The sequence below is a fragment of the Geomonas subterranea genome, assembly GCF_019063845.1.
Classification (GTDB): Bacteria; Desulfobacterota; Desulfuromonadia; order Geobacterales; family Geobacteraceae; genus Geomonas; species Geomonas subterranea.
This window is the reverse complement of sequence record NZ_CP077683.1, coordinates 2,992,337-3,016,563: the sequence shown is the minus strand read 5'-3', so window position 1 is coordinate 3,016,563 and position 24,227 is coordinate 2,992,337. Positions and strand designations below refer to the sequence as shown.

At 63.5% G+C, this 24,227-nt stretch carries 26 protein-coding genes; 14 read left to right on the top strand and 12 right to left on the bottom strand.

Translation table 11 applies throughout. From position 1 onward, the window contains the following. Nucleotides 1-36 precede the first annotated feature (36 nt). The 8 genes from KP001_RS13100 to KP001_RS13065 form a co-directional block, all read right to left on the bottom strand. Entirely contained in the window at nucleotides 37-1,680 is a 1,644-nt protein-coding gene (locus KP001_RS13100; protein WP_239027775.1) for a chemotaxis protein CheA, read from the bottom strand. A 9-nt stretch (nucleotides 1,681-1,689) separates the two neighbouring features. Next, nucleotides 1,690-2,055 (bottom strand): response regulator, encoded by a 366-nt coding sequence (locus tag KP001_RS13095; protein WP_217286072.1) that lies wholly within the window; start codon nucleotides 2,053-2,055, stop codon nucleotides 1,690-1,692. Continuing rightward, on the bottom strand, nucleotides 2,055-2,507 hold the full coding sequence (locus tag KP001_RS13090) for a chemotaxis protein CheW (RefSeq protein WP_217286071.1): 453 nt from the start codon (nucleotides 2,505-2,507) through the stop codon (nucleotides 2,055-2,057). The genes KP001_RS13095 and KP001_RS13090 overlap by 1 nt, the downstream gene beginning before the upstream one ends. Further along, nucleotides 2,504-3,790 carry a methyl-accepting chemotaxis protein gene (locus KP001_RS13085; RefSeq protein ID WP_217289609.1) on the bottom strand — a complete coding sequence of 429 codons (1,287 nt, stop codon included), beginning with the start codon at nucleotides 3,788-3,790 and terminating at the stop codon, nucleotides 2,504-2,506. The genes KP001_RS13090 and KP001_RS13085 overlap by 4 nt, the downstream gene beginning before the upstream one ends. 50 nt (nucleotides 3,791-3,840) lie before the next feature. Next, nucleotides 3,841-4,674: a CheR family methyltransferase gene (locus KP001_RS13080; RefSeq protein WP_217286070.1), complete on the bottom strand. Its 834-nt coding sequence runs from the start codon at nucleotides 4,672-4,674 to the stop codon at nucleotides 3,841-3,843. 231 nt (nucleotides 4,675-4,905) lie between these two features. Next, nucleotides 4,906-6,210 carry a pyridoxal phosphate-dependent aminotransferase gene (locus KP001_RS13075; RefSeq protein ID WP_217286069.1) on the bottom strand — a complete coding sequence of 435 codons (1,305 nt, stop codon included), beginning with the start codon at nucleotides 6,208-6,210 and terminating at the stop codon, nucleotides 4,906-4,908. A 244-nt stretch (nucleotides 6,211-6,454) separates the two neighbouring features. Continuing rightward, nucleotides 6,455-7,003, bottom strand: coding sequence for an SH3 domain-containing protein (locus KP001_RS13070; protein ID WP_239027774.1), 549 nt, complete (start codon nucleotides 7,001-7,003; stop codon nucleotides 6,455-6,457). Between the two features lie 11 nt (nucleotides 7,004-7,014). Then, on the bottom strand, nucleotides 7,015-7,368 hold the full coding sequence (locus KP001_RS13065; protein WP_217286067.1) for a VOC family protein: 354 nt from the start codon (nucleotides 7,366-7,368) through the stop codon (nucleotides 7,015-7,017). A gap of 117 nt (nucleotides 7,369-7,485) precedes the next feature. Here KP001_RS13065 and KP001_RS13060 point away from each other — a divergent pair, with 117 nt between their 5' ends. The 3 genes from KP001_RS13060 to KP001_RS13050 all read left to right on the top strand — a co-directional run bounded on the left by KP001_RS13060 (nucleotide 7,486) and on the right by KP001_RS13050 (nucleotide 10,063). After that, the gene (locus KP001_RS13060) at nucleotides 7,486-9,087 is read left to right on the top strand and encodes a thiolase family protein (protein WP_217286066.1); all 1,602 of its coding nucleotides are present in this window, start codon (nucleotides 7,486-7,488) and stop codon (nucleotides 9,085-9,087) included. A gap of 93 nt (nucleotides 9,088-9,180) precedes the next feature. Continuing rightward, nucleotides 9,181-9,342, top strand: coding sequence for a hypothetical protein (locus KP001_RS13055; RefSeq protein WP_217286065.1), 162 nt, complete (start codon nucleotides 9,181-9,183; stop codon nucleotides 9,340-9,342). A gap of 109 nt (nucleotides 9,343-9,451) precedes the next feature. Then, complete coding sequence (locus KP001_RS13050) at nucleotides 9,452-10,063, top strand: flavodoxin family protein (protein ID WP_217286064.1); 612 nt, start codon at nucleotides 9,452-9,454, stop codon at nucleotides 10,061-10,063. A gap of 33 nt (nucleotides 10,064-10,096) precedes the next feature. Here the strand turns inward: KP001_RS13050 and KP001_RS13045 are convergent, their stop codons facing one another. Further along, entirely contained in the window at nucleotides 10,097-10,291 is a 195-nt protein-coding gene (locus tag KP001_RS13045; protein ID WP_217286063.1) for a hypothetical protein, read from the bottom strand. Nucleotides 10,292-10,560: 269 nt separating this feature from the next. Between KP001_RS13045 and def the strand changes: the two genes are divergently transcribed. The 5 genes from def to KP001_RS13020 all read left to right on the top strand — a co-directional run bounded on the left by def (nucleotide 10,561) and on the right by KP001_RS13020 (nucleotide 14,724). Continuing rightward, nucleotides 10,561-11,079: a peptide deformylase gene (gene def / locus KP001_RS13040; protein WP_217286062.1), complete on the top strand. Its 519-nt coding sequence runs from the start codon at nucleotides 10,561-10,563 to the stop codon at nucleotides 11,077-11,079. Then, nucleotides 11,076-12,032 (top strand): methionyl-tRNA formyltransferase, encoded by a 957-nt coding sequence (gene fmt, locus KP001_RS13035; protein ID WP_217286061.1) that lies wholly within the window; start codon nucleotides 11,076-11,078, stop codon nucleotides 12,030-12,032. Before def ends, fmt begins: the two co-directional genes overlap by 4 nt. Then, nucleotides 12,022-12,792 carry a DUF116 domain-containing protein gene (locus KP001_RS13030; protein ID WP_224961409.1) on the top strand — a complete coding sequence of 257 codons (771 nt, stop codon included), beginning with the start codon at nucleotides 12,022-12,024 and terminating at the stop codon, nucleotides 12,790-12,792. The genes fmt and KP001_RS13030 overlap by 11 nt, the downstream gene beginning before the upstream one ends. A 33-nt stretch (nucleotides 12,793-12,825) precedes the next feature. Beyond that, on the top strand, nucleotides 12,826-13,755 hold the full coding sequence (locus KP001_RS13025) for a polysaccharide deacetylase family protein (RefSeq protein ID WP_217286060.1): 930 nt from the start codon (nucleotides 12,826-12,828) through the stop codon (nucleotides 13,753-13,755). A gap of 102 nt (nucleotides 13,756-13,857) precedes the next feature. Beyond that, the gene (locus tag KP001_RS13020) at nucleotides 13,858-14,724 is read left to right on the top strand and encodes an NlpC/P60 family protein (protein ID WP_217286059.1); all 867 of its coding nucleotides are present in this window, start codon (nucleotides 13,858-13,860) and stop codon (nucleotides 14,722-14,724) included. 6 nt (nucleotides 14,725-14,730) lie between these two features. On the opposite strand, the gene KP001_RS13015 is transcribed toward KP001_RS13020, so the two are convergent. From KP001_RS13015 to KP001_RS13005, 3 genes are all read right to left on the bottom strand, one after another. Beyond that, entirely contained in the window at nucleotides 14,731-15,771 is a 1,041-nt protein-coding gene (locus tag KP001_RS13015; protein WP_217286058.1) for an HD domain-containing phosphohydrolase, read from the bottom strand. 247 nt (nucleotides 15,772-16,018) lie between these two features. After that, complete coding sequence (locus KP001_RS13010) at nucleotides 16,019-16,678, bottom strand: response regulator (protein ID WP_217286057.1); 660 nt, start codon at nucleotides 16,676-16,678, stop codon at nucleotides 16,019-16,021. A 1-nt stretch (nucleotide 16,679) separates the two neighbouring features. Next, on the bottom strand, nucleotides 16,680-18,413 hold the full coding sequence (locus KP001_RS13005; protein WP_217286056.1) for a sensor histidine kinase: 1,734 nt from the start codon (nucleotides 18,411-18,413) through the stop codon (nucleotides 16,680-16,682). Nucleotides 18,414-19,044: 631 nt separating this feature from the next. Between KP001_RS13005 and KP001_RS13000 the strand changes: the two genes are divergently transcribed. The 6 genes from KP001_RS13000 (at nucleotide 19,045) to KP001_RS12975 (ending at nucleotide 24,197) form a co-directional block, all read left to right on the top strand. Continuing rightward, a complete protein-coding gene (locus KP001_RS13000; protein WP_239027773.1) occupies nucleotides 19,045-19,707 on the top strand; it encodes a thiol:disulfide interchange protein DsbA/DsbL in 663 nt (220 codons plus the stop codon). 11 nt (nucleotides 19,708-19,718) lie between these two features. Continuing rightward, nucleotides 19,719-20,426 (top strand): protein-disulfide oxidoreductase DsbI, encoded by a 708-nt coding sequence (dsbI, locus tag KP001_RS12995; protein ID WP_217286055.1) that lies wholly within the window; start codon nucleotides 19,719-19,721, stop codon nucleotides 20,424-20,426. Between the two features lie 149 nt (nucleotides 20,427-20,575). After that, nucleotides 20,576-22,363, top strand: coding sequence for an aryl-sulfate sulfotransferase (locus tag KP001_RS12990; RefSeq protein WP_224961398.1), 1,788 nt, complete (start codon nucleotides 20,576-20,578; stop codon nucleotides 22,361-22,363). Between the two features lie 97 nt (nucleotides 22,364-22,460). Then, nucleotides 22,461-22,967: a TlpA disulfide reductase family protein gene (locus tag KP001_RS12985; RefSeq protein ID WP_217286054.1), complete on the top strand. Its 507-nt coding sequence runs from the start codon at nucleotides 22,461-22,463 to the stop codon at nucleotides 22,965-22,967. 13 nt (nucleotides 22,968-22,980) lie between these two features. Then, nucleotides 22,981-23,733, top strand: coding sequence for a cytochrome c biogenesis CcdA family protein (locus KP001_RS12980; protein WP_217286053.1), 753 nt, complete (start codon nucleotides 22,981-22,983; stop codon nucleotides 23,731-23,733). Between the two features lie 26 nt (nucleotides 23,734-23,759). Then, complete coding sequence (locus KP001_RS12975; RefSeq protein ID WP_217286052.1) at nucleotides 23,760-24,197, top strand: rhodanese-like domain-containing protein; 438 nt, start codon at nucleotides 23,760-23,762, stop codon at nucleotides 24,195-24,197. The last annotated feature ends 30 nt before the right edge of the window (nucleotides 24,198-24,227 follow it).

The following is a 24,227-nucleotide window of genomic DNA, read 5'->3' as shown; positions in this document are numbered from 1 at the left end:
CGGCGGGGGAGACGGCGGCTGAAATGGGAAAACCGGTCACAGAAGTCCCGCCAGGTCGAGAATGGCGACGATCTCGCCATCACCGAGGGTCGCGCCGCCGGCCACACCGGCCATCTTGTCCAGCGGCCGCCCCAGTTGCTTCACGAACAGCTCGTGCTGCCCAAGCAGGTGGTCCACGACGACGCCGACACGGCGACCGCGGGCCTGGGTGACGAACAGGGGGAGGATGCCGTCGGGAAAGCGCCCAAGCGGCAGCCCCATCACCCGGTTCAGCGACAAAAGCGGGATCGGCTCACCGTCCAGCTGGAACATCTGCCTCTTCCCCATGGTCTCGATCTGCCCCCGGGACAGCTCCACGGTCCGCTGCACCGCGTTCACCGGGATCGCCGCCTTCACCTGTCCCACCTGCACCACCAGTGCGTGGATGATGGCGATGGTGAGCGGGAGCCGGAGCGTGACCGTGGTCCCCGCGCCCGGCTCGGAGTCGATGGAGAGGGTCCCGCCAAGCTTCTGGATGGCGGTGTTCACCGCGTCCATCCCAACCCCGCGTCCGGAGATGTCGGTGACCTGCTTCGCGGTGGAGAAGCCGGGGATGCAGGAGAGCATCAGCGCCTGCTCCGGCGACAACAGCTCCCCCTCCTCGGGGGACAAAAGCCCCTTGGCGATGGCGGCCTCGATCATGGCCCTGGGCTCCATGCCCCGGCCGTCGTCGCGCACCATGATCTGTATGCGGTCCCGGTCCCGGGTCACGGCGAGCCGCACTGTCCCCCGGGCGGGCTTCCCGGCACGCTCCCGCTCCCCGCTCTCCTCGATGCCGTGGTCGACGGCGTTTCTCAGGATGTGGTTCAGGGGATCCACGAGCTGCTCCAGCATGCCGCGGTCCAGGCCGATCTCGCGGCCGGTCAGTTCGAAATGGATCTCCTTGCCGCTTTTCTTGGCGACGGAGCGGACCGAGCGCTGGAAGCGGTCGCTGATCGCCTCGAACGGCATCAGGCGCACCTTCATCACCTCGTCGTGCAGGGCGCGCAAAAGCTTCGCGGTCTCGGATACGGCGTCGTTGAGGGGCGGTGAGGCGAGTTCCCGCCCGATGTTCAGAAGGCGCTGCTTGTTGGTGACCAGCTCCCCGGTGAGGTTGATCAGGTGGTCCAGGAGCTCGGTTCTCACCCGGACGGTGCCGCCCGCCTCGCCGGCCGGTTCCTTGCCCTTTTCCGCCTCGGCGGCGGGGAGCGGGGGGAGCTCCGCGGCGGGGGAGGGGGGGGCGCCGGCTTCCTGCGGCTCCCCCTTTTCAACCGGGGCTGCCTCCTGCGCTGACGGGGTGTAGGTGGCGAGCCGCTGCGCGTAGTCGCCGGTGGGGAGGGTGGAGGGACGCTCCTGTTCCACGTCCTGAAGCAGCACGTCGATCAGGTCGACCCCCTCGAGGAGGAGGTCGGCCACCCCCGCGTCGAAGGGGAGGGCGCCGTCGCGCACGCGCGCCATCAGGTCCTCCATGCCGTGGGCCACCACCACCACGTCGCCGTACTCCATGGAGGCCGCCATCCCCTTCAGGGAATGGGCGCCGCGAAACAGCGCGTCAACGGCGGTCCGCTCCCCGGGCGACTGCTCGAGGGCCACCACCTGCTCCGCGATGCTGCGCAGGTACTCCCGGGATTCCGAGAGGAACAGGGCTTTGTACTGCGACATGTCCATCGCTTACCCCTGGGCCACTTCCCTGAGCACCCGGGTCACCAGCTCCGGGTTGAACGGTTTCAGAATGAAGGCCTTGGCGCCGGCCTCGGTGGCCGCGGTCGTGAGCGCCTCCTGCCCGATGGCGGAGACCATCACCACGCGCGCGGCGGCATCGTAGGCCACGATCTCCTGCAGCGCCTCGATCCCGGTCTTGTTGGGCATCACGATGTCCAGGGTGACCAGGTCGGGGAGGCACTCCTTGTATTTTTCCACCGCCTCCACGCCGTCGGACGCCTCGCCGGCTATATCGTAACCCTCCTCCACGAGGATGTCGCGCAGCATCTTCCTCATGAAAAGGGAATCGTCCACTATCATGACCTTCAAGGCCATCAGGTACCTCCTGGTTTGGCGGTGTTGGGGGCGGAGTCCCGCAGCTCCTGCTCGAGTCCTCCGAGCAGCGCCTCCAGGCGGAGCAGGCGCACGCTCCCCTGCGGGGTCTCCAAGAGGGCCTCGGTGAGCGGGTCGTCGTGGCTGCCGGCGCCGGTGATGCTCGCGGCGTCGAGGATGGAGCCCACCGCGTCGACCTTGAGGGCCAGGTGGGCGAGCTTCGTGTCGATCACCAGGAGCTTGCCCGGCAGGGGACGGCTCTTGAGGCCGAGAAAGCCCGCCAGGTCGACCAGCGCGGTGAGGTTGCCGTGGAAGTTGATCAGCCCCAGGTAGTGCGGGGGCGCCCCGGCGAAGGGGTAGCATTGCTGCGGCTCCATCACCTCGCACACCTCCTGCAGGTTGAGGGCGAAGAGCTGCCGCGCCGCGCTGAACAAAAGCAGGCGCTGCGGGGTCACGCCTCGGGCTCCGGCGCGCCGTCCGGCCCGACCTGGAACCGCTCCACCGAGCGCAACAGCTCGTCGGCGAGCTTGGCGAGCTCCTGGGTCTGGTACACCATCTCCTGCATGGCCGAGTGCTGCTCCTCGGTGGCGGCGGAGACCTCCTCGGTGGAGGCCGCGTTGTCCTCGGCGACCTTGGCGATCTCGTCGACCATGCTCACCATCTTGGCGGCGCCCGTGGTCTGCATCTGCGACAGGTCGGCGATGGAGTTCGCCTTTCTCTCGGTCTCGACGACGGTGGCGAGGATCTCCTTGAAGGCGTCCGCGGTGGTGTCCAGGTTCTTCTTGCCCACGATGATGCCGCGCGAGCTGTCGGTGATGGTCTCCTGCACCCTGCGGCTCTCCACCTTGACCAGGTCGATCAGTTCCACGATCTCGGTGGCGCTCTTCGCGCTGCCGTCGGCGAGCTTTCTCACCTCCTCGGCCACCACGCCGAACCCCTTGCCGTACTCCCCGGCGCGGGCCGCCTCGATCGAGGCGTTCAGCGCGAGCAGGTTGGTCTGGCGCGACATCTCCACGATGAAGTCCGCGATCTTCCCCACCTGCTGCAGCTTCCCGTTCAGGTCCATGAACTGCATGCTGATCAGCTCCACGGAATCGAAGAAGCTCTTCAGCCGTTCCACCGAATCGCTGGCGAGCTCCCCCCCCTTCTGCGCGGTGAGGCTCGTCTCCCGGGCCGCCTTGGCGGTCTCCTTGGCCCGGCGCGCGACCAGGTCGACCGAGATCGCCATCTCATGGATCACCTTGGCACTCTTGGTGAGCATCTCGGCCTGGTTCTCGGCCCCCCCGGAGATGCTCTCGATGGCCTGCGCCACCTCCTCGGTGGAGGCGTTGATCTCCAGCGCGCTGGAGGAGAGGGTGCGCGAGGACTCCAGGACCTGCTCGGAGGTTTGCCGGATCTGGCGCACCAGGGCGCGCAGGTTCTCCTGCATGGTGTTGATGGAGAGCGCCATGGAGTGGGTCTCGTCGGGGAAACGGGTGGCGGGGAAGTCGAGGTCGCTGGAGAGGTCGCCCTGGCTGATCGCCTCGGTGGCGCCGCGCAGGAGGGTGATGTTCCTGGTGAAACTCTTGGAGAAGAAGGCGCCCAGGAGAAGCCCCACGGAGAGCGCGGCCACGTAGGAGAGCGCGTTGGTCAGTTCCGGCGGGAGCCCGACGTGACCGATCCAGGTGGGGACGAAGACGACGGCGGCGACCACGGTCAGAAAGCCCAGGATGAACTTGTAGCCGATCTGTATGTATATGGGGCGGGACATGGGGCGGACTCCTTTGATGAATGGCAAGCGGTAAACGGTTAATTCAACGCCCGGTAGATCCTCTCCACGGGGCAGATCGTCTTGAAGCGTTTGCGGGCGGTGCCGAAAAGGGTCTCGGCCTTGCCCAGCACCAGGTACGCCCCCGGGGAGAGGGCGTCGGCGAAGCCGTTTAGGACGGTTTCCTGCCGCTCCCTCTCGAAGTAGATCAGCACGTTGCGACAAAGGATCAGGTCGCAGGGGTCCCACCCCTGCCGGTGGTTCAGGTCGGCGTGCTCGAAAAGGACCTGGCCGCGGACCTCCGGACAGAGGCGGTAGCGTCCACCCTCCGGGGTGAAGTGGCGCTCCAGCAGCTGCGGCGGAACCTCCGCCAGCCGGTCCGGGTGGTACAGCGCTTCCCGCGCCTGGTCCAGGATGGCCGCGTCCACATCGACGCCGAGGATGGTGACCCGCCCCGCGGCGACCGCTTCTGGAAAGCGCTCCTTCATGAGCAGCGCGAGGGTGTACGGCTCTTCCCCGCCGGCGCACCCGACGCTCAGGGCCCGGACTTGGTGGCGCTGCTCGAGCAGCTGCGGCAGGATCTCGGCGCCCAGTTTCTCGAAGACCGGAGGATTTCTGAAGAAGTGGGAGACGTGGATGGTGAGCACCCGGAGCAGGTGGTCCTGTTCGGCGGTGCTGCGGGTGAGGAGCTCGCCGTACGCCTCGGGTGAGGGGGAGTGGGTGGCGCGCACCCGGATGTGGATGCGCCGCTTGACGCATTTGTCCTTGTACCCCTCCAGGGTGAACCCCGAGCGGGCCTTGAGGATGCGCCCGATGACCTCGAAGGTGTCCGGGGCGATATCCGGTTCTACGCTGCCGGTTATGCCGCTAAGCATGTGCCGCGCCACGGGCGTTTGCCGCCGACCGCCTTCTTTCCGGTGCTGCCGAGGTCATCATGAACCCCTACGGTGGTGAGGATGCTGCGCAAATGGAGAATGGATAGCACAACTGCCGCTCAATAGTCAATGAGGACGTCCACTTGCGAACAAAAAGCCCCGCTTTGGAGACCAAAGCGGGGCAGAAGGTTCCCTTCCCGGGGGGGAGGGACGGGGAGGGATGCCTCCCCGCTAGGAGGCGAGGTAGGCGGCGATGTTCTCGGTCAGGGTGCGGTAGATCTTGCGGCACTCCTCCTCGTCGCGCTCAAGGAGCGTCACGCGGAAGCCCAGGAGCTCGGTGTTGAAGGAGGAGAGCGGCACCACGCAGATGCCGGTGTGCGCCAGGATGTAGTAGACGAAACGCTTGTCCGGTGCGACGCCGGGCTGGTTCACGATCCCTTCCACCAGGGCGCGGATCTCCGGGTTCTTGATCGGCAGGCTCTGGGTGTCGTTCAGCACCCCCTGCTTGAAGGGGACGGCCATGTAGAAGGCGCCGTTGGTGCGGTTCACCGCCAGCTCGGGGACCCGGGAGAGCGCCTCGTACATGATGTTGCTCATCTTCTCGTAGCGCCCGATGCGCTCCTTCAGGTAGTTGTGGTACTCCGGGTGCTTCATCACCGCGGGGAGGCAGCGCTGCGGCAGCGTCGTGGAGCAGACCTCGTTCATCTTGGAGGAGAGGATGGAGTTCACGAACTTCTTGAAGCGCGGGTCGCGCTCGCCGTTGTACACCTCGATCCAGCCGCAGCGCGAGCCGGGCCAGGGGAGTTCCTTGGAGATCCCCTTCATGGCGATGGCCGGGACCTCGCCGATCACGTCGGAGATGGGGACGGTATGCTCGCCGTTGTAGACGATGTTGCTGTACACCTCGTCGGCGATCAGGAACAGGTCGTATTTCTTTGCGATGGCCACGATCTGCTTGAGCACCTCGGGGGGGTAGACCATCCCGGTCGGGTTGTCCGGGTTGATGAGCATGATGCCCGAGATCTGCGGGTTGTACTTGACGTGGCACTCCAGGTCTTCCATGTCCGGGTACCAGTTGTCCTCCGGTTTGAGGCGGTAGCAGACCGGGACCGCGTTGGCGTGGGCCGCCTCGCCGATGGAGTGGGTGGTGTAGGTCGGCGACGGCATCAGCACGCGGCTCTCGGCCCTCAGGTTCCCGTAGACCTTGGCGATGGCGTCGCCCAGGCCGTTGAAGAAGATGATGTCGTCGGGGGTGATCTGCGCGCCGCCGCGCTTGTTGGTGATTTCGCAGATGAACTCGCGGGTCTCCAGCACTCCGCGGGTGGGGCAGTAGGCGTAGCTCTCGTCGTGCATCGCCTCGGCCGCAACGATCTCCTTCATCCAGAGCGGGATGGTCTCTCCCTTGACGATGGGGTCCCCGATGTTCTCCCAGTTGATCTTCACCCCGAGGCGCTGCACTTTCTCGGCCACGGTGACGATGTTTCGGATTTCGTAGGTAAGTTCTCCCGCGCCGGGAGTGACTATCTCGTTGCGCATTCTTTCCCCCCTGATGTGTATGTATCTGCCGGACTGAAGCGAATTTTGTATAAAAAAAGGCCGCGGGAGTCCCCCACGGCCTTCAGTAGAAATCAAATTTTCTAATCAGCAGTGGCGGCTCTAAAAGGGTCTGGCCGCTGCTGCCGCGTGGACGGTGCCACGTGATGTAACGTTGTTAGTATACATGACGCCTCAAATAACATGCAGGGATAGCAATGTCAATGCTTTTTCTATTTTCACCGTCTCACTTGAGGGAGACGGTGAGCCTGCCGTCGGGGTCGCGCCAGCGCAGCCACCCGGCCGGAGCCTCTATCCTGGCCCACTCCTGCGCCACCTCCACGACCCGCACTTCCCGGTCCCGGGAGAGCGGCGGCGCGGGGCTCGCCTCCCCGCCGGGTGACAGCCGCAGCTGGTACCACTCCTTCTTCAGGCCGGGGAGGAGCCGCACCGTGCGCCCGGGGAGGAAGTCGCGCCACTCGCGGTACTCCCAGCCGCGGGCCTTTTCGAGCCACCCCTGGCGTCCCGCGTCGTCCAGCGCCACCCTGACCCAGCCGCCGCGCCGTTCGCTCGCCGCCAGAAGCGGCTCCGCGTCGTCCCCGGAGAGACGCGGCAGCGCGCCGGGCGTCGTCTCGGCGACCCGCCGCACCCCGGGCTCCTGGTACAGCGCGAGGCTATCGGGGTGCCACCCCGCCCCCTTTTTCAGGATGAGGACGCCGCAGCCGCTGTAGGGGCGCGGCGCGGGGAGGGCGCCCAGGGCCGCCGTGCCGGCGCTTAGAAGCAGCAGCGCCGTCATCAAAAACCTTCTCACATCTCCACCAGGGCAAACTCGTTGCCGTCCGGGTCCGCGACAACCGCCATTTTCCCCCACGGGCTCTTCTCCAGGGGCTCGGTGAAGCGCACCCCCTCCCGGGTCAGCCGGGCGTAGAGTTCCTCGAGCCCTTTGACCGTGAAGGTGATCCCGGTGTGGCGACCGACCAGCTTCTGCGCCGCCTCGTGCATGGCCAAAGAGATACCGAGCGCCGTCCCCTCGCCCGGGAGGAACTCCATCATGTACTCGGTCTCCTGCCCGGCGGGCAGGCCCAGCTGCTCCCGGTAAAAACGGCGCGCGGCCTTGATGTCCTTGACAAATACAACAATATTCTTAATTTTCTCTACCATGAAAACCGCCTTGAGTGATATGTTGTGACAGCGTTCTAATACATAGCAGAGTGGGCGGGCGCTGGCAAGGCTATTCAATGCCGCACGGCGGCGGGACGCCCCTTGCAGGAGGGATCCGTGACGCAGAAATTCAAACCCAGGGAGGTCTACGTCGCCTCCTCGTACGCGGCGCCGGTGGGGCGCTACAACGGCCGTGAGCGTGAGTCGCTGAGCTTTCTGCAGATGGCCGAAAAGGCGGGGGAGGTCTTCGCCGGGAGCCGCATCCGTCGCGGCGACGTCGGCGCCGTCGTGGTGGGGTGCCAAAACCCGGTCGCCTTCTCCGGCGTGGACAACACCGCGGCCAAGATCGCCGGCGTGCTCGGCATCTCCGGCGCCAAGTCGGTGCTGATCGACACGGCCTCCTCCTCCGGCGCCTCGGCCCTCGAGTACGCCTACCTGCAGATCGCCTCGGGGCGCTGCGACCACGTCCTCGCCATCGGCATCCAGAAGATGAGCGACGTCTCCACCGGGCAGGCGACCCGCATCGTGGCCGGCGTGATCGACAGGGACGAGGCCGAGTTCGGCCTCTCGATGCCCGCCTGCGGCGCGCTGGTGGCGCGCTCGCTGATCGAGCGGCTCAAACTGTCCACGGAGGAGTGGACCGCCTTCTCGGCGCTGTTGACCCAGCGCGCGCACCGCTTCGCCGCCAAAAACCCCGATGCCCACCTCTCCTTTGAGATCCCGCTGGAGGAGTACTACCGCCAGATCGTCACCGGCAAGAACTACCGCTACTGGTGGCCTTTGCGCTACCATGACTTCTGCCCCATGTCCGACGGCGTGGCCGCGGTGCTCCTTTCGGCGACGCCGCACGAGGTGATCGTCTCCGGGGTCGGGAGCGCCACCGACATCCCCACCATCGCCGACCGCCCCTACTTCCACAGCTTCCCCGCCACGGTGCGCGCGGCCGCCGAGGCCTACGCCATGGCCGGGATCAGGAAGATCACCGACTTCGCCGGCAAGATCCACGTGAACATGCACGACCCCTTCAACGGCTTTGGCCCCATCAACATGGTGGACCTGGGCTTCGTGCCGCGCCGCCGCATCCTCGAGGCGCTTTTAAACGACGAGCTGACCGGCGAATTCGGCAGCTTCCCCACCAACGTGACCGGCGGTCTCAAGGGGCGCGGCCATCCGCTGGGGGCCACGGGGATGATCCAGATCGTGGAGAACCACCGCCTGATCACCGGCGGACGTTTCCAGATGGGGCTCGCCCACTCCATCGGCGGTCCTATCAACAACAACGTGGTGACCCTTCTGGAGCGCACCAGCCACTACCGCCAGCGCCCACGCCCCGAGCTCTCGCCGTGGGGACTTCCCCCGCTTGGCCGCATGAAACCGAAGAACCTGACCGTGAACGAACTCTTAAATGGCGAGCCGGTGCAGGGGCGCTTCGTCGCCGCCACCACCCGCTTCGACTTCAAGAGCGGCGACCCGGAAGGGATCGTCCTGATCGTCTCCTGCCTGGCCCACGGCCAGCGCTATTCCTTCCTCTTCGGCGTCGGGGGGGAGCACTACCGCGACATCGTGCAGCTGAAATCGGGGGAGCCGGTGAGCCTTGAGCGGAGCGGCGAGGAGATCCTCGTGAACCGCATCCCGGTCAAGCGGTTCTACCGCCGCACCATGGACGGGGTGCTGGAGCTGGCCGGCAGCGGCTGGAAGAAGCTGACCGGCAACGGCTAGCGGGTTTGCCTTGACAGGGCGCGCGGGATGGGTATAGTAGCCGCCGGTCCGGGCTCCCCGGGCTAGACGGGAACCGTAAGGAGTGAGCGCAACATGACCCTGCTGTTCAAGATTCTGGGCGTCATCTTCGCCCTTTTCATCGTGCTGTTCGTTTTCATCGTGATCGAGGAATCCTTCCTGGGGGGGCGCCGCAGAAGGAAACTGGAGCGCAAGGTGCGGGCCGAACAGGCGGCGCCGGATGCGGAATCAAAGTAAGTAGTCCTTGCCGCCGGTCGCTTTCCCCTTCGCCCTCCGGGAGAGGGGCAGGGGGGAGGGCGCCGCCGTGAGCAGGGGTGCCACGGGCAGGCGGGCTGTCGGAGGCGTTATGGATGACGCAGTGAAGGTGGTCGCCATCGTGGGGAGTTACCGCAAGGGGGGGATGGTCGACCAGGTGGTCGACGAGGTCCTGGCCGGCGCCGCCCAGGCCGGCGCCCAGGTGCAAAAGATCTACCTCCTGGACACGCACGTGGAGTTCTGTACCAACTGCCGGCTCTGCACCCAGAGCCCCGGAGGCGCGCGCGGCATCTGCCCCGTCGCCGACGAGATGGCGCGGGTGCTCGACCTGGTGGAGGGATGCCAGGCGCTGGTGCTCGCCTCGCCGACCAACTTCGGGTCGGTCACCGCGCTCACCAAGCGCTTCGTAGAGCGGCTGGTCTGCTACGCCTACTGGCCCTGGGGCGTCCCGGCGCCGAAGGTCCGCAGCCGGGAGAAACCCCGGCGGGCGGTGCTCGTGGCGGCCAGCGCGGCGCCTGGCTTCCTGGCGCGGCTGTTCACGCCGGTCGTGAAAACGCTTCGGCAGAGCGCGGAACTGCTGGGGGCAAGTTGCACGGGGACCATCTTCGTGGGGCTGGCGGCGCGTGAAGAGCGCCAGGGGGCGGGACAACGGGTCTTGACGCGGGCGCGTCTCATGGGGCGGAGGCTGGTGACGGGGCGCTAGCGGCGCGGTCCCGCTGGACCCCCTTTCGGCGTGCTAGCGGGGTGCCGCCATGGTGAAGCCGTCCTCGCGCCCCCACAGGCGGCGCGGGTGTCTGGCCGGCACGCGGGACGGGGAGTCGGCGCGCCCCCGGGCCGGGAGGTGCGGCAGGGCGGCTATAAGAAGGGGTGCCGGGGCTAGGATTTTTCCCGCGTTGAGTGCTGTCGGTGCTGCCATTATCTGCTGCTTCATGTTGTCCTCCCGCTGCCTGTCGAAGAGTGGGACAAGCAAGAGACGTTCCCTCCGGCTAACCATGCGAAATCGCTGGACCAGGTGCGGCGGACGCGGTTTTTTTGACCGTCGTGATTTTGACTTTGGCTCCCGTGATGGCGGGATTTTGACGCGCGGCGTCCCCGGCCGGCGTCCCCGGCGCGCCGCCTCCCTCATGAGTATGTCGTTGATTTTTCCCTGATAACTTTAGTATAGTGACCCGGATAGCCTCAAAGCCAAAGGAAGGACTTATGGTACGAAAAATATTGACCTATCCGGACCCGGAGCTCAAAAAACGCTCCCTGCCGGTTACCGTGATCACCGACAAGACCCGCGAACTGGTGCGGGACATGGCCGAGACCATGTACGACGCCCCCGGCGTCGGCCTTGCCGCCCCCCAGATCGGGGTGCACCAGCGCATCGTGGTGATCGATGTCTCGTGCAAGGACGAGAGCCCCGAGCTGATCGTCGCCATCAACCCCGAGATCGTTCACGCCGAGGGGGAGGCCTACGAGGAGGAGGGGTGCCTGTCGGTGCCCAAGTTCTCTGCCAACGTGCGGCGTCACGCCCGCGTCGTGGTGAAGATGCTGAACCTTGAGGGCGAGGAGGTGGTGATCCGCGCCGATGACCTGCTGGCCATCGCGTTCCAGCACGAGATCGACCACCTGGACGGCGTCCTCTTCATAGACCACCTCTCCCCGCTCAAGAAGGGGATCTTCCGCAAGCGCTACCAGCGCGCCCAGGAAGAGGCAAAGGAGCAGCTTCGATGACCGGTTTGCGCATCATCTTCATGGGAACTCCCGAATTCGCCTGCCCGACCCTGCGCACCCTCATCGAGCGCGGTGAAAACGTGGTGGCCGTGGTCACCCAGCCCGACCGTCCCAAGGGGAGGGGGCAGCAGACCCTGCCGCCGCCGGTGAAGGTGGTGGCCCAGGAGCACGGCATCCCCGTGCTGCAGCCGGTCAAGGTGCGCCTCCCCGAGTCCATCGAGGAGATCCGCGCCCTTCAGCCGGACCTGATCGTCGTGGTCGCCTTCGGACAGATCCTCCCCAAGGCGCTCCTGGAGATCCCGAAACATGGCTGCATCAACGTGCACGCCTCGCTTTTGCCGCGCTACCGCGGCGCCGCGCCGCTCAACTGGTGCATCATCAACGGCGAGGCCGAGACCGGGGTCACCACCATGATGATGGACGTGGGGCTCGACACCGGCGACATGCTCCTTAAAAGCGCGACCCCCATCGATCCGGACGAGGATACCCAGAGCCTGCACGACCGCATGTCGCAGCTCGGAGCGGAGCTCCTGGCCCAGACCCTGGACCGCCTGGTGGCCGGAGAGCTGACCCCGGAGAAACAGGACGACTCGCTCACCTGCTACGCCCCCATGATGAAGAAGGAAGACGGCCTCATCAACTGGACCAGGAGCGCCCAGGACATCAAGAACCAGGTGCGCGGCATGACCCCGTGGCCCGGCGCCTTCAGCTTCCTCGACGACAAGCTGTTGAAGGTGTACAAGGTGCAGACCGCCGCCGGAACGGGTAACCCCGGCGAGGTGGTTGCCGCCGGCCGCGACGGCATCGAGGTCGCCTGCGGCGAGGGGAGCCTCCTCATCCGCGAGCTGCAGCTGGAAGGGAAGAAGCGGATGGCGGCGGGGGATTTCCTCGCCGGCTACAAGGTGCCGGCAGGCTCGCTGCTGGGCAGGAAGGATTGCGCCGTTGGGGCGTAAGGGGGCGTACCAGAAGCCGCCCCAGAAGCGGCTCTTCGTGGCCCTCATGGGGGTGACCTGCCTCCTGGTCGTGGGGCTCATCTACCTGGGGTGGTACATTCCCACCATGGGGCTGGCCAACATCCACCCGGAGCTGCCGCGCGTGGTGGGGATGGTTTTCGCCGTCCTCTCCGGCATCGCGGTGCTCGGGACAGCGCTGCTGGTGCTCACCACGGCGCTCGGCAAGGACATCCTCGGCACCAGGTTCATGCGCGGCGTGGTGATCAAGTTCCTGCTCCCGCTCATCGAGCAGATCGGCAAGCTCTGCGGTCTCTCCAAGGACACCATCCGCCAGTCGTTCGTGGCCATGAACAACTCACTGGTGATTTCGCAGCGCCTGAAGATCAAGGCGGACCGGATCCTCATCCTGCTCCCCCACTGCCTGCAGCTCGCCGAGTGCGAGATCAAGGTCACCGGCGAGATCGACAAGTGCCTGCGCTGCGGCCGCTGCGACATCATGGGGCTCGCCGACCTGGCGCGCAAGTACAGCGTCGACATCTCGGTGGCGACCGGCGGCACCCTGGCGCGCAAGGTGATCATCGAGAAGCGCCCCAAGCTGGTCCTGGCCGTCGCCTGCGAGCGTGACCTCACCTCCGGGATCAAGGACTGCTACCCCCTCCCGGTGATCGGGGTGCTCAACGATCGCCCCTTCGGCCCCTGCTTCAACACCCGCGTCGACGTCGACAAGATCGACGCCGCGCTCCGCTCGGTGCTGGCCTAGCGCCACACCCGGCGGCCACCCGTCGAGACCGCCATGCGTCTTTTTTACTCCCTGCTTTTGATCCTTCCGTTGCTGATCGCCGCCCCCGACGCTGCCCACGCCCAAAAGATCACCGGGTACCGCTCCCTGCGCGAGCCGGTCGCGGACCGCTCCGGGCGCCGGCTGTGGGCCATCAGGAGCTTCAATGAGGAGGGGGTGCCGCACCGGCTGGTGGTGGATCCCGCCACCCTGCAGAGCTTCGATCTCCCGGCGGCGGAACTGGTCCCACGGGCGGAGGGGGAGGGAGGCTTCTGGGGCACCCGCCTGGGACGCGCCGTGAAACGCTACACCGCACCCCCGTACCGGCTGCAAAACGGCGGCGCCACCCGCGCCGAAACCGCTGCCGGCGGCTTCTTTCTTACCGTCGATCTCTGCCCCTCGAAACGCCCCTTCGAGCGCGAACTGTTCGAGACCGCTGCGGCGCTCTCCCCGGGGAAGGCGGTTCCCGTGGCGGTGATGGTGACCGGGCTCTGGCTGGAGAGCCACCCGGAGGAGGTCGCCTACCTCAAAGGCGAGGTTGCTGCGGGGAGGCTGGCGGTGACCTGGGTGAACCATTCCTGGCATCACCACTACGACCCGAAGGTGCCGCTGGCGGGCAACTTCCTGTTGGCGCCGGGGACCGACCTTCGCTCCGAGGTGCTGCAGCTGGAGCAGGAGCTCCTCGCGCGCGGCCTGGTCCCCTCTCCCTTCTTCCGCTTCCCGGGCCTGGTCTCCGACGGCGCCACCATGAACCTTTTGGCGGAGCTCTCCCTGGTCCCGGTCGGCGCCGACGCATGGCTCGCCAAGGGGGAGCAGCCCCGCCGCGGCAGCTTCATCCTGGTGCACGGCAACGGCAATGAGCCCAAGGGGATCCGGCTCGCGCTGCCGCTTTTGAAGGGAACGGAGGTGCGCCTGCTGCCGCTTCCGGCCGCCTTCGCCGACTGATCGCGGTTAGGTCCGCGCCACAACCTGCGGCATCGGCCGCACTTGCCGCCGGCCGGGCTCCGGCTCCTAGCCCCTCCCGCCGGTCCTGTCACGAGGTAGGTCATGAAGACTCTTCTTCTCGCAGTTATAGCCCTGGCCCTGATCATCATCCCCCTCTCCAACCGTACCGCCTCCGGCGCCTCCCCCAAAAAGGTGGTCGTCGTCTCCTACGCCCCGGTCCTCAATACCCCCGATTTCGCCGGCAGCTTCAGCGGCAAGGTGCAGCTCGACCCCTGCCGCGGGGTGCGCCCGATCGAGTTCGTCGCCCTGCCGGGAACCCTCTTCAGCGTAGAGGGGGAGCAGGAGCAAAACGGCGTCAAGGTGCTGCGGGTGACCAGCAGCGATTATCCCTATCCCTCCAAAACGGGGTTGTTCGTCGATGCCCGTTTCGTCGAGGCGGCAGGCCCTGCCGCGCAGGAGCGCCGCCCGCATCTGCCAGAACAGGTAGAGATACAGAAACGACTTTTGGCGGCGCTCGGAAAGCCGTACGTGTGGGGCGGTAACGTGAAGGACGGCGTTCCGCTTCTGCGCAGGTACTACCCGCAGGGGGACCCGCTTTCCGGCGTGGACTGCTCAGGGCTTCTCTACCAGGCGACCGACGGCTTCACCCCCAGGAACACCTCGACCCTCATCGGCTACGGCGAGGCTGTCGCGGTGGCGGGGCTCTCCGCCGAAGCCATAGCGGCCAAGCTCCGGCCGCTCGACCTCCTGGTCTGGAACGGGCACGTGATGGTGGTCCTGGACGAGAATTCCATCATCGAAAGCAGGATGGGGTGCGGCGGGAAGCCAAGCGGAGTCATGATCACGCCCCGGCTCGAGCTCGTCAGGCAGATCATGAAAACAAGAAAGCCCGCGGACAGCTTCCCGAAAGGGAGCGCCGGGGCGAGGAGTTTCGTGGTGCGGAGATGGTTTCCCGCCGGGGGGAGATGAGGCGCCCTAGGCGAGGGCGCGAACGAGAGTGAGGTTGGGGCGCTTTTTGGGGGCTTCGCCAGGCGGCATCTCGCCGAGCACCTCCTCTGAAGAGGGGAGGGGGCCTGCCGCCGGGACCACCTCGAGGAAGACCTCGACGATGCCGGGGTCGAGCGCTGCGCCGCTCATCGAGCGGACCATCTCCCGGGCCTCACCCTCGGGGAACCTGCCACGGTAGGAGCGGTCCGTGGTGAGGGCGTCGTAGACGTCGGCGACCGCCACGATGCGCGCTTCCAGCGGGATCGCCTCCCCCTTGAGCCCCAGGGGATAGCCGGTCCCGTCGTACTTCTCGTGATGGTGGCGGATGATGTTCTTGGCAAGCTCCGAAAGCCTCGCCTTTTCCGCCAGGTCCGCCCCCCAGTCGGTGTGCAGCTTCATGGTCTTGAATTCATCCTCGTTGAGGCGCCCGCTGCCGTTGAGGATCAACTCCGAGATGCCGATTTTGCCGCAGTCGTGCAGCCAGCTGCCGTACTTGATCTGGCGCAGGGTATCCTTGGAGAGCCCCATCGCCTCGGCGATCAGGAGAGCGTAAACCGCCACGCGGTCGCAGTGCCCCTTGGTGTTGGGGTCCTTGAGCTCGATGGTCTGGGCCAGGGAGCGGAGCACCGCCTCGTCCTCCCGCCTCATGGCCTGCACGGTCCGGTACCGTCTGAGCCCCTCCTGCACCACGTCCAGGATCTCCTGCGGTTTCCATGGTTTCAGCAGGTAACGGAACACCTCGGAGGTGTTGATGGCGGCAAGCGCCGTGGCGAGGTCGACGTAGGCGGAGATGAGCACCTTGACGGTGTCCGGCGAGAGCCGGCGCAACTCGGTCAGAAAGTCAAGCCCGGACATCCCGGGCATCCGGTTGTCGGAGACCACCACGGCGATTTCGTGCTGCCGGAACAGCTCGAGGGCTTGGGCCGCGTTGGTCGCGGTGAGGAGTTCGATCCCCTGCGACCGGAACAGGTCGACGGAGGCTTGCAAGATCAGCTTGTTGTCATCCACGAAAAGAACTTCAGCCGCCATCGACATTTCCCCTCGCTCATTACTCATTGCACAGAAGTACTCACCGGCGGATCGTGCCGCGCAGGTGCGGCACCGAACGCGGATGCATGGTATTCCTTCATGAGATTCTTGTCAAGAGGCGTTGCGGGGGAGGAGATCCTCCCGCGGTTGCCGCCCGCCGCCCCAGCTTTCCAGCGCTGGGGCTTCCGGCGCCTCACGCCGAATCCTGGCCGGGAACCGGCCGGACCGGGGGGGCACGGTAGGGGAGTTACAGCGAAACATCCATGTTCATCCGGTACGTACCGTACTTGATCCGGGTCAGCACGTTCTTTTCCAGCATGATCTGGAAGGTCGCGACGACGGTCGGCTTGCTGGCGCTGAGCGCCTCGGCGACCTCGTCATAGGTGCCATGGAACATGTTGTCGGCGTCAAGGTGGTTAAGGACGTACTCCATGATCTCGGCCCGTCTCCCGCCGAGGGTGTTGAGTATCTTAAGTACGAAGTCCTTCTTCTCCGGCCCGTTGTTCGACTCTTTCCCGGCGGTTACCTTCCTGGTAGCTAAATCGGAGAGGAGCTCCAGCAGGTCGTGGAAGTTGAACGGCTTCAAAAGGTAGCCGTCAGCCTTGTAGCGAAAGGCATCGAGCAGGTACTCCGACTCTGAATGGGCCGAAACCATGACTACCGCAACTGCCGGATCTTTCTGCTTTATGGCACTCAGCAGTTCAAGGCCGGAGAGCCCCGGCATGCGGATGTCGGTAAGGACGATGTCGGGAGGATGCTCTTCCAGCGCCTGCAGGGCCTGGTCGGCGCTACCCACGCAGATCGTGTTTTTGCAGAAACTGCTCAGGACCATTTTCATCTGCTCCCGCGCAGTCTCCTCGTCGTCCACAAAGAGCACCGTCATCTGTTGCAAGGCGGTGACGTTCATATCATTTACCTCCTTCGTTTGTTCTGGCGAACTGCAGGCAGATGCAGGCGCCATACCGCGTTTCTCCCCGTAGTTCAAAGGACCTGTTCTCCGCCCAGACCTTCCCCTGGTCGAGATTCCCCACGATCTGTTGGCACAGATACAGTCCCAGTCCCGTGCCGTCCGCCTTGTCCTTGGTGGTGACATAGGGCTCGAAAATGCGTTTGAGCAGATGATCCGGAATCCCGCCGCCGTTGTCCTGGAAGGTGACTGTCACCAGGTCCCCCGCCTCCTCCCGGCAGGAAAGCACGATGAGGCGGTCACCCGGCACCAGGGTCAGCTGATCGCGGGCATTCAACAGCACGTTGATGGTCAGTTGCACCAGGTCGTTCACAAAGCCCATGGTGTGCACCGGCGAAGTGATCCGGTTCTCAATGGTGACCCGGCTCTGCTCCATGACCGGCGCCACCATCGCGATGGCCCGCTCGACGGATGCTTGAAGTTCGATCACGGTCCGGCTGCTCCCCGACATCAGCAGCGAGCGCCAGTCATCTATGATGTTCGACATGTATTGAATGTTCTGGTTCGCCTGCGTGATCTGGTTGTTGAGCAGGGCGTCGTCCAGTTTGCCGAACTGGTTCTGCAGCCCGATATTCTGAACGATCAGCGACAGGTTGTAGAGCGGCTGCCGCCATTGATGCCCGATATGCCCCAGCATTTCCCCCAGGGCGCACTGTTTGGAGCGCTGGGCCAGCATGTTTCCCTGTTCGGTGATGATGCGCTCGTACTTTCTGAACCCGACCAGGTTGATGCACAGCATGACGGACGCGGTAATGGCGAAGAAGAGCAGCCAGACGTAGAAATAGCCCCAGTGACGGCGCCGCAGTTCGGTCATGTCGTAGGCAACCAGGTACTTTCCGACCTCGCGCCCCCCGTTGTCGCGCAGTACCTGTGAGGTGCTGACCAGGTAATACCTGTCTCCCATTTGAATGTCGTTTCTGGTCCGCCTGAAATCGATTCTGTCTTTGAACTGGCTGAAGAATACGGCGTCGTTGGCTTTCAGCTTCCGGTAGTAGTCATACACGAACTCGGCGGAATCAGTTTTGTATCCGCTGTTGGAGTCGATCAGCCTTCCCTTCGAGAAGATGGCCGTCCTGACGTCGCTGAAAAACCATTTGAGGTTGTAGTGGAAAAAGGAGACGTCTACCCCTATCTCGATGGTGCCGACCACATTGGCAAGAGCGTCCCGCACCGGAAGAACCGTGCAGAAGTAGAGGGGGACGATATTGGTCTCATAGCCGTAGGTGTATTTCCTGGTGGCAAAGACCTCTTTGCTGACGCTCGGCCTGAACGTGGAAGGGTCATGTGCGATGGACGGCGGGGTCATGTGAAACTTAAGGTTTCCGCTACCGTCATAGATCAGCACCGAAATGACCGGAACGTACCGTTTCCCGAAATCCTGGAATACCGGCTCGGCGACCTTCTGGAGCGACTCCGCATCGCCTGCTTTCAGCAACTCGGCGAACTGCTTCTCCTTTGCGATCGCGGTTACGTAGTTGACCAGCCGCGAGCAGAGGTACTCGGACTCGCTGTCGTGCGCATTCTTGATGAAACTGTTGATCTTGTTGGCGAAGTAGGCGTAATCGGAGGTCCTCTTTTGCAGATCCATCAGTGAGAAGAAGCAGAACATGCAGAAGAGCAGGACGTAGGTGACTATGACGATGCGCTTCTTGCTGGCTTCCAGGAACCTTTTCACGGTGTCGTCCCTCCTCCATACTCTGTGCTCCCGATGATGCGCCGGTCTCCGTGGCATGTAGACCCGGTTTCCCTCTGCGCCGGCCCCGCCCTAAAAAGCCAGTTTAGTTTACTTCAGTATAACAAAATATGTAAACCAAAAAGTGGCAAATCTTTCACAATCACCCTGCGCCCCCCATATCTCGCTCACTAAGCCCGCCTTATCTTGCTGCCACGATGTCACTGGTGTGTGCCTGCGTCCTCATAACTTACGTGTGATTCCACTCATAACTATGCATTTTCCTTGGCTGAGACAGCCAGTGCTTGCCCCCTCGCCAGCAGACGAAGACCGTTGAGGCAGAGGGCATAGGCGCCTGCTTGAAAAAAAGTTGTAAAAAATCGCTTGACACTCGGCTTTTGGTTTTGTTAAATAAACTAAAAACGAATTGTGATATAAATACAAACTAGAAAAATGAAATAAATGCATATTGCACCTGAAAGTCCACCGTAAGTTCATTTTAGCTCCCCAAAAGGGACCATACTGCACCAGCCGGCATCACGAGAAAGGAGGGGCACATCGCATCGACCGTCAACGGAGAGGAAACGAGGCCAGGATCAGCAGTAACAACCATACGCTACAAAGGAGAGAGATCATGTTCAGATTCGTCAAAATTATCGTCAAGAGTTTCGCACTGGTAGCCCTTCTCGCCGGCACCAGCTTCGCCTTCACCGAGGGGACCGACTACGTCAAGCTGGCCAAGCCGATCCCGAACGCCCAGGGGACGTTGATCAAGGTGTTCAGCTACGACTGCCCCTTCTGCTACAAGTACGACAAGAAGATCACTCCGAACCTTGTACCGAAGCTGCCGGGCGACCTGAAGTTCCGCCCCTTCCATCTGAAGACCAAGGGCAAGTACGGCGTCCAGGGAAGCGAACTCTTTGCCGTGCTGCTGCTCAAAGACCAGAAGGCCGGCCTCTCCGACCGCGATCTCTACACCGAAAAGTCCCTGCTAAAAAAGGCCAAGATGGCCTACTACACCGCCTACCACGACAAGAAAGAGCGTTGGGATGCGGGCCCCGATGCCTACCTTAAGACCGGTCTCGACGCAGTCGGCATGACGAAGGCCGAGTTCGACAAGGCGAAGAACGACCCCCAGGTAAAGGCGCTGCTCAAAGAGTGGGATGCATCCTATGACGTCGCCAAGGTCCAGGGCGTACCGGGCTTCGTCGTCAACGGAAAGTACCTCATCATGACCAAGAGCATCACCTCGATAGACGGCATGGTTAAGCTCATCAACGAGTTGAAGACCAAATAAGGAGACTCGTCGTGAAACTCTCAGAAATGATAGGCAACTTGAGGTCGGACCCGGTACGAACCATCAGCCAGTGGCAGGACAAACGGTTTCTCTGGGTGTTCATGGCGGTGCTCAGCCTGTTCATGGTCATCCTTGCCCACTCCGTGTTCCAGATCTGGCTCTACATGAGACCCTGCGAACAGTGCGTCTACATAAGGCTCGCCTTCTTCGCCATGGCCTTCGGCGGCATCGTTGCCGCCATCAACCCCTCGAACCCGGGCTTGAAGATCGTCGGCTACCTGTGCGCCATCTGGGGAAGCTTCAAAGGGGTCCTCTACAGCATAAAGCTCAACAAGATCCACCACGCCGCCCACAGCGACGACCTCTTCGGCGTGCAGGGGTGCTCCCCGGAGCCGACCTTCCCGTTCCACCTGCCGCTGGACAAGTGGTCTCCGGAATGGTTCAAGCCGACGGGCGACTGCGGTTACGACAATCCCATCATTCCCGACGGAGTCCAACTGAGCTCCATGCAGAAGGCGATCACCGACTTCTATGCCGACGGGTGGTACCTCTGGCCCCCCGCCCACTTCGGGAACATGGCGCAGTGCACGGTCATCACCTTCGGCGTCATCCTCCTCTTCCTGGTGGTGGCGGCGGCCTGCTGGGTCGTGACACTGGTGTGCAAGCGCCAGGCTGCAACGCAGGATGCAAGCTCCACATGCCCCGGCAGATTGGCATAACGACAAAGTTCCCGGAAAGGCGGCATGTCCGCCTCACCAAACGACAAAAGGAGAACAGTATGAACTGTCGAAAAGCAGCAGCAGTGAAAACCGGAAGAATGGCGCGACTCGTTTTGTGCTCTGCGATGCTCGGAGCTGCAATCCCGACCATGGCTTTCGCAATCGGTGGGGCGAGCGGCGCGAAAGTCGACTACCAGGTACAGGGGAAACTGGGCGAGGTGGTCATGAACCCCTATGACCTCGCCCCGTTGACCGCGGTCATCAAAAATGGCGGCTACGTCATCAAGGATGTCACGGTCCGCATCGTCCCGAAAAAAGACGGGCAGGAAATCAAGTACCAGGTCGCCAACAAGCACCTGCTGACCCACGGCGGTATCCCGGTATTTGGCCTCTACGCCGACTATGTCAACACGGTGGAGATCGAATATTCCAAGCTGTTCAACGGGAAATGGGAGCAGGCCAAGGAAAGCTACACCCTCTACGCCCCTCCCGTGTACTCGGAGCCGAACGCGACCAAGACGCTGAAGGCGGCCCTCTTCTCCGGGGCCGAGGTCAAGAAGGTCGACAAGAAGTTCAGCGACCGGCTCTATTTCGTGAACAACTTCCTGCACAAGGCGGGCAAAGGAACCAGGGCGGTCTGGAACAACCCCACCGGCGGCGCCCTGGAGTGGAACTACTATCCGCAGAACTTCATCGTCGACACCAAGGGTGAAGTCCGCTGGTACATGAAGGCCGATACCATCTATGACCTGAAATCGATCTACAACGCCGGCGTCATGATGGGCTTCAAGCAGAACAACGACGGCGCCATGAGCTGGGGCTTCGGCCAGCGCTACGTGAAGTACGACATCATGGGCAAGGAAGTCTTCAACCGCGAGCTGCCCGCCGGTTACAACGACTTCTCCCACTCCATGGACAACTCCCCCAACGGCAACTACTTCCTCCGCGTGGCGAGCTCCAACCTGAAGCGGGCCGACGGCAGGAACGTCCGCACCGTGCGCGACGTTATCATCGAGGTGGAACCGGCAACAGGCCTGGTCAAGGACGAGTGGCGCCTCTTCGACATCCTCGACCCATATCGCGACGTCAACATGAAGGTTCTCGACCAGGGGGCTGTGTGCCTCAACATCGACGCCAGCAAGGCAGGCCACACCATGACCGCCGAGGAACTCGCCAAGCAGGACGCAAGCGACAAGTTCGGCGACATCGTCGGCGTCGGACCGGGCAGGAACTGGGCGCACGTGAACAGCGTCGACCATGACGCCGAGGACGACTCCATCATCATCAGCTCCCGCCACCAGTCGGCGGTCGTGAAGATCGGCCGCGACAAGCAGGTGAAGTGGATTCTCGGCAGCCCCGAGGGGTGGAAGAAGGAATACCAGGGCAAGTTCCTGACCCCGGTTGACTCCAAGGGGAACAAGATCGTATGCGAGGCCGGCGGCTCCAAGTGCCCCGGTTACGAGAACGACGAGGGTGGTTTCGACTGGACCTGGACGCAGCACACCGCGTTCAAGATCGACAGCAAGTCCAAGGGCGACATCCTCTACCTGAGCGTCTTCGACAACGGCGACAGCCGCGGCATGGAGCAGCCGGCCCTGCCGAGCATGAAGTACTCGCGCGCCGTCATCTACAAGATCGACCAGAAGAAGATGACCATCGAGCAGGTCTGGGAGTTCGGCAAAGAGCGCGGCAACGGCTGGTACAGCCCGGTGACCTCACTCACCGAATACCAGACCGACAAGGACTCCGTGTTCGTCTACTCGGCAACAGCCGGCGCCGATTTCGACATCACCACCGGTGCGTTCAAGAGCGACCCGAACCCCTACATCATGGAGTTCAACTACGGCTCCAAAGAGCCTGCCGTTGAGATCCAGCTGAAGGACACCACCGGCTACCAGGCCATGCCGTTCAGCGTGGACAAGGCCTTCACCAAGTAACCGTCCTGCAAAAACGCCTCAGGTTGAAGGATCTCCTTCAGCCTGAGGCACCGCACGATTCCACCGCCCGGGAAAACGCATCAGAGAGGTTGTCACCATGAAACGATTGGTCCGCTACATCTGCGCCTGCCTTATGACCCTGATGGTACTTGCCGTGCCGGCGCCGGGCAAAGCCCAGGATGATACCGCCCCGGTCCGGATCGGCGCGCCGGCCCCGGAGTTCAGGCTGCCCGCGCTCGCGGGCGAGAGCAAAAGTCTCGCCCAGTACCGCGGCAAGATCGTCCTCGTGAACTTCTGGGCTTCCTGGTGCCCCTACTGCCGCGACGAGATGCCCTCCATGGACCGGCTGGTCAAGGCCTTCCCCAAGGGGGACCTGGTGGTCCTCGCGGTGAACGTCGAGAAAAAGGTGCCGGAAAGGTTTCGCAAGCTCCCGTTCACCTTCGATTTTCTCAGCGACGCCAACGGGTTCGTGCAGCAGCGGTACGGGGCAAACCGCCTGCCCGACACCTTCATCGTGGACCGCAAGGGAGTCCTGCGGCAAAGGGTGACCGGCGGGATCGCGTGGGATTCCCCACAAATCGTCAGTTATCTGAAGTCGCTGTAGCGGAGGGACCGTCATGACCTTTTTCGGCTCGGACATCACCTTCTGGATCGCATTCTCGGCGGGCTTTCTCTCCTTCTTTTCTCCTTGCGTGCTGCCGCTGATCCCCTCCTACATCACCTACATCACGGGGCTCTCCTTCGGGCAGTTACAGGACGCCCATCCGGCGAGGAAGGTGCGCCTGACCGTCCTCATCCATTCGGTCGCCTTCGTCCTCGGATTCTCCGCGGTCTTCATCGGCATGGGGGCCCTCGCCGGGGTTGCCTCCTCCACCTTCCAGTTGGTCATGAAGGACGGACTGGTCTGGCTGCAGCGCGCGGGCGGGGTGCTGATCTTCCTCTTCGGCGTCCACATGTCCGGCCTATTCCATTTCGGGCTCCTGCTCGGGGACAAAAGAATCCAGCTGCATAGCAAACCGAGCGGAGTTGCGGGGACCTTCCTCGTCGGGATCGCCTTCGCCGCCGGCTGGACCCCTTGCATCGGCCCGATCCTCGGCGCCATCCTCGCCATGGCCGCCGGCACTTCCGGTTCCGCCGGCAAGAGCATGTTTCTCTTGGGGAGCTACGCGGCGGGACTGGGTATTCCCTTCATCGTCTCGGGCCTGCTCTTTCATGGTTTTCTCGATTTCTTCAAACGCTTCAGGGGGCATATCAGGAAGATGGAGTTCTTCACCGGTCTGCTGCTCATGGTCGTGGGGAGCCTGCTCTTCTTGGGCCTCTTCAATACCATGAGCACCGCGCTCTACCAATGGCTCCCGGTCGGCGCCTGAATTGATAAGCGAAAAGGCACATCACCATGAAAATTCTGATACTTACCGTCTCCCTCCTGATCCTCAGCAGCCTGGCTGCCCTAGCCGCCAGCCAGGTTCGCTATGCCCCGCTGACTCCGGAGCTTGTTTCGTCAGGGGTGAAAATCATCGACATCCGCACGGAAAAGGAGTGGCGGGAAACCGGCGTCGTGAAGGGCACCCTCGGCCTCACCTTTTTCCGGGAGGACAGGAGTTACGATGCCGACGCCTTTATGGCGAAGCTGAAGCGACACGTCACCCCCAACGAGAGGATCGCCATACTCTGCAGGACTGGGAATCGTTCCGACAAGGTCAGCCGGTACCTGGTGCAGCACGGCTTCACCTCCGTAACGAACCTCGACGGCGGGGTGACCAGGGCGAAAGAGGCAGGCATCAGGCTGGTGCCTTATACGCAGGACAACGTCTTATTCACCGCGGTTCGGTAAGCAACCGACGCGACACTGATCAAAGGAGCA

Coding starts and splice junctions, on each gene's coding strand:
- KP001_RS13100 (WP_239027775.1), bottom strand. CDS start 1,680: ATGTCGCAGTACAAAGCCCTGTTCCTCTCGGAATCCCGGGAGTACCTG.
- KP001_RS13095 (WP_217286072.1), bottom strand. CDS start 2,055: ATGGCCTTGAAGGTCATGATAGTGGACGATTCCCTTTTCATGAGGAAG.
- KP001_RS13080 (WP_217286070.1), bottom strand. CDS start 4,674: ATGCTTAGCGGCATAACCGGCAGCGTAGAACCGGATATCGCCCCGGAC.
- KP001_RS13075 (WP_217286069.1), bottom strand. CDS start 6,210: ATGCGCAACGAGATAGTCACTCCCGGCGCGGGAGAACTTACCTACGAA.
- KP001_RS13070 (WP_239027774.1), bottom strand. CDS start 7,003: ATGACGGCGCTGCTGCTTCTAAGCGCCGGCACGGCGGCCCTGGGCGCC.
- KP001_RS13065 (WP_217286067.1), bottom strand. CDS start 7,368: ATGGTAGAGAAAATTAAGAATATTGTTGTATTTGTCAAGGACATCAAG.
- KP001_RS13055 (WP_217286065.1), top strand. CDS start 9,181: ATGACCCTGCTGTTCAAGATTCTGGGCGTCATCTTCGCCCTTTTCATC.
- KP001_RS13050 (WP_217286064.1), top strand. CDS start 9,452: ATGGATGACGCAGTGAAGGTGGTCGCCATCGTGGGGAGTTACCGCAAG.
- KP001_RS13045 (WP_217286063.1), bottom strand. CDS start 10,291: ATGAAGCAGCAGATAATGGCAGCACCGACAGCACTCAACGCGGGAAAA.
- def (WP_217286062.1), top strand. CDS start 10,561: ATGGTACGAAAAATATTGACCTATCCGGACCCGGAGCTCAAAAAACGC.
- fmt (WP_217286061.1), top strand. CDS start 11,076: ATGACCGGTTTGCGCATCATCTTCATGGGAACTCCCGAATTCGCCTGC.
- KP001_RS13025 (WP_217286060.1), top strand. CDS start 12,826: ATGCGTCTTTTTTACTCCCTGCTTTTGATCCTTCCGTTGCTGATCGCC.
- KP001_RS13020 (WP_217286059.1), top strand. CDS start 13,858: ATGAAGACTCTTCTTCTCGCAGTTATAGCCCTGGCCCTGATCATCATC.
- KP001_RS13015 (WP_217286058.1), bottom strand. CDS start 15,771: ATGGCGGCTGAAGTTCTTTTCGTGGATGACAACAAGCTGATCTTGCAA.
- KP001_RS13010 (WP_217286057.1), bottom strand. CDS start 16,678: ATGAACGTCACCGCCTTGCAACAGATGACGGTGCTCTTTGTGGACGAC.
- KP001_RS13000 (WP_239027773.1), top strand. CDS start 19,045: ATGTTCAGATTCGTCAAAATTATCGTCAAGAGTTTCGCACTGGTAGCC.
- KP001_RS12990 (WP_224961398.1), top strand. CDS start 20,576: ATGGCTTTCGCAATCGGTGGGGCGAGCGGCGCGAAAGTCGACTACCAG.
- KP001_RS12985 (WP_217286054.1), top strand. CDS start 22,461: ATGAAACGATTGGTCCGCTACATCTGCGCCTGCCTTATGACCCTGATG.
- KP001_RS12980 (WP_217286053.1), top strand. CDS start 22,981: ATGACCTTTTTCGGCTCGGACATCACCTTCTGGATCGCATTCTCGGCG.
- KP001_RS12975 (WP_217286052.1), top strand. CDS start 23,760: ATGAAAATTCTGATACTTACCGTCTCCCTCCTGATCCTCAGCAGCCTG.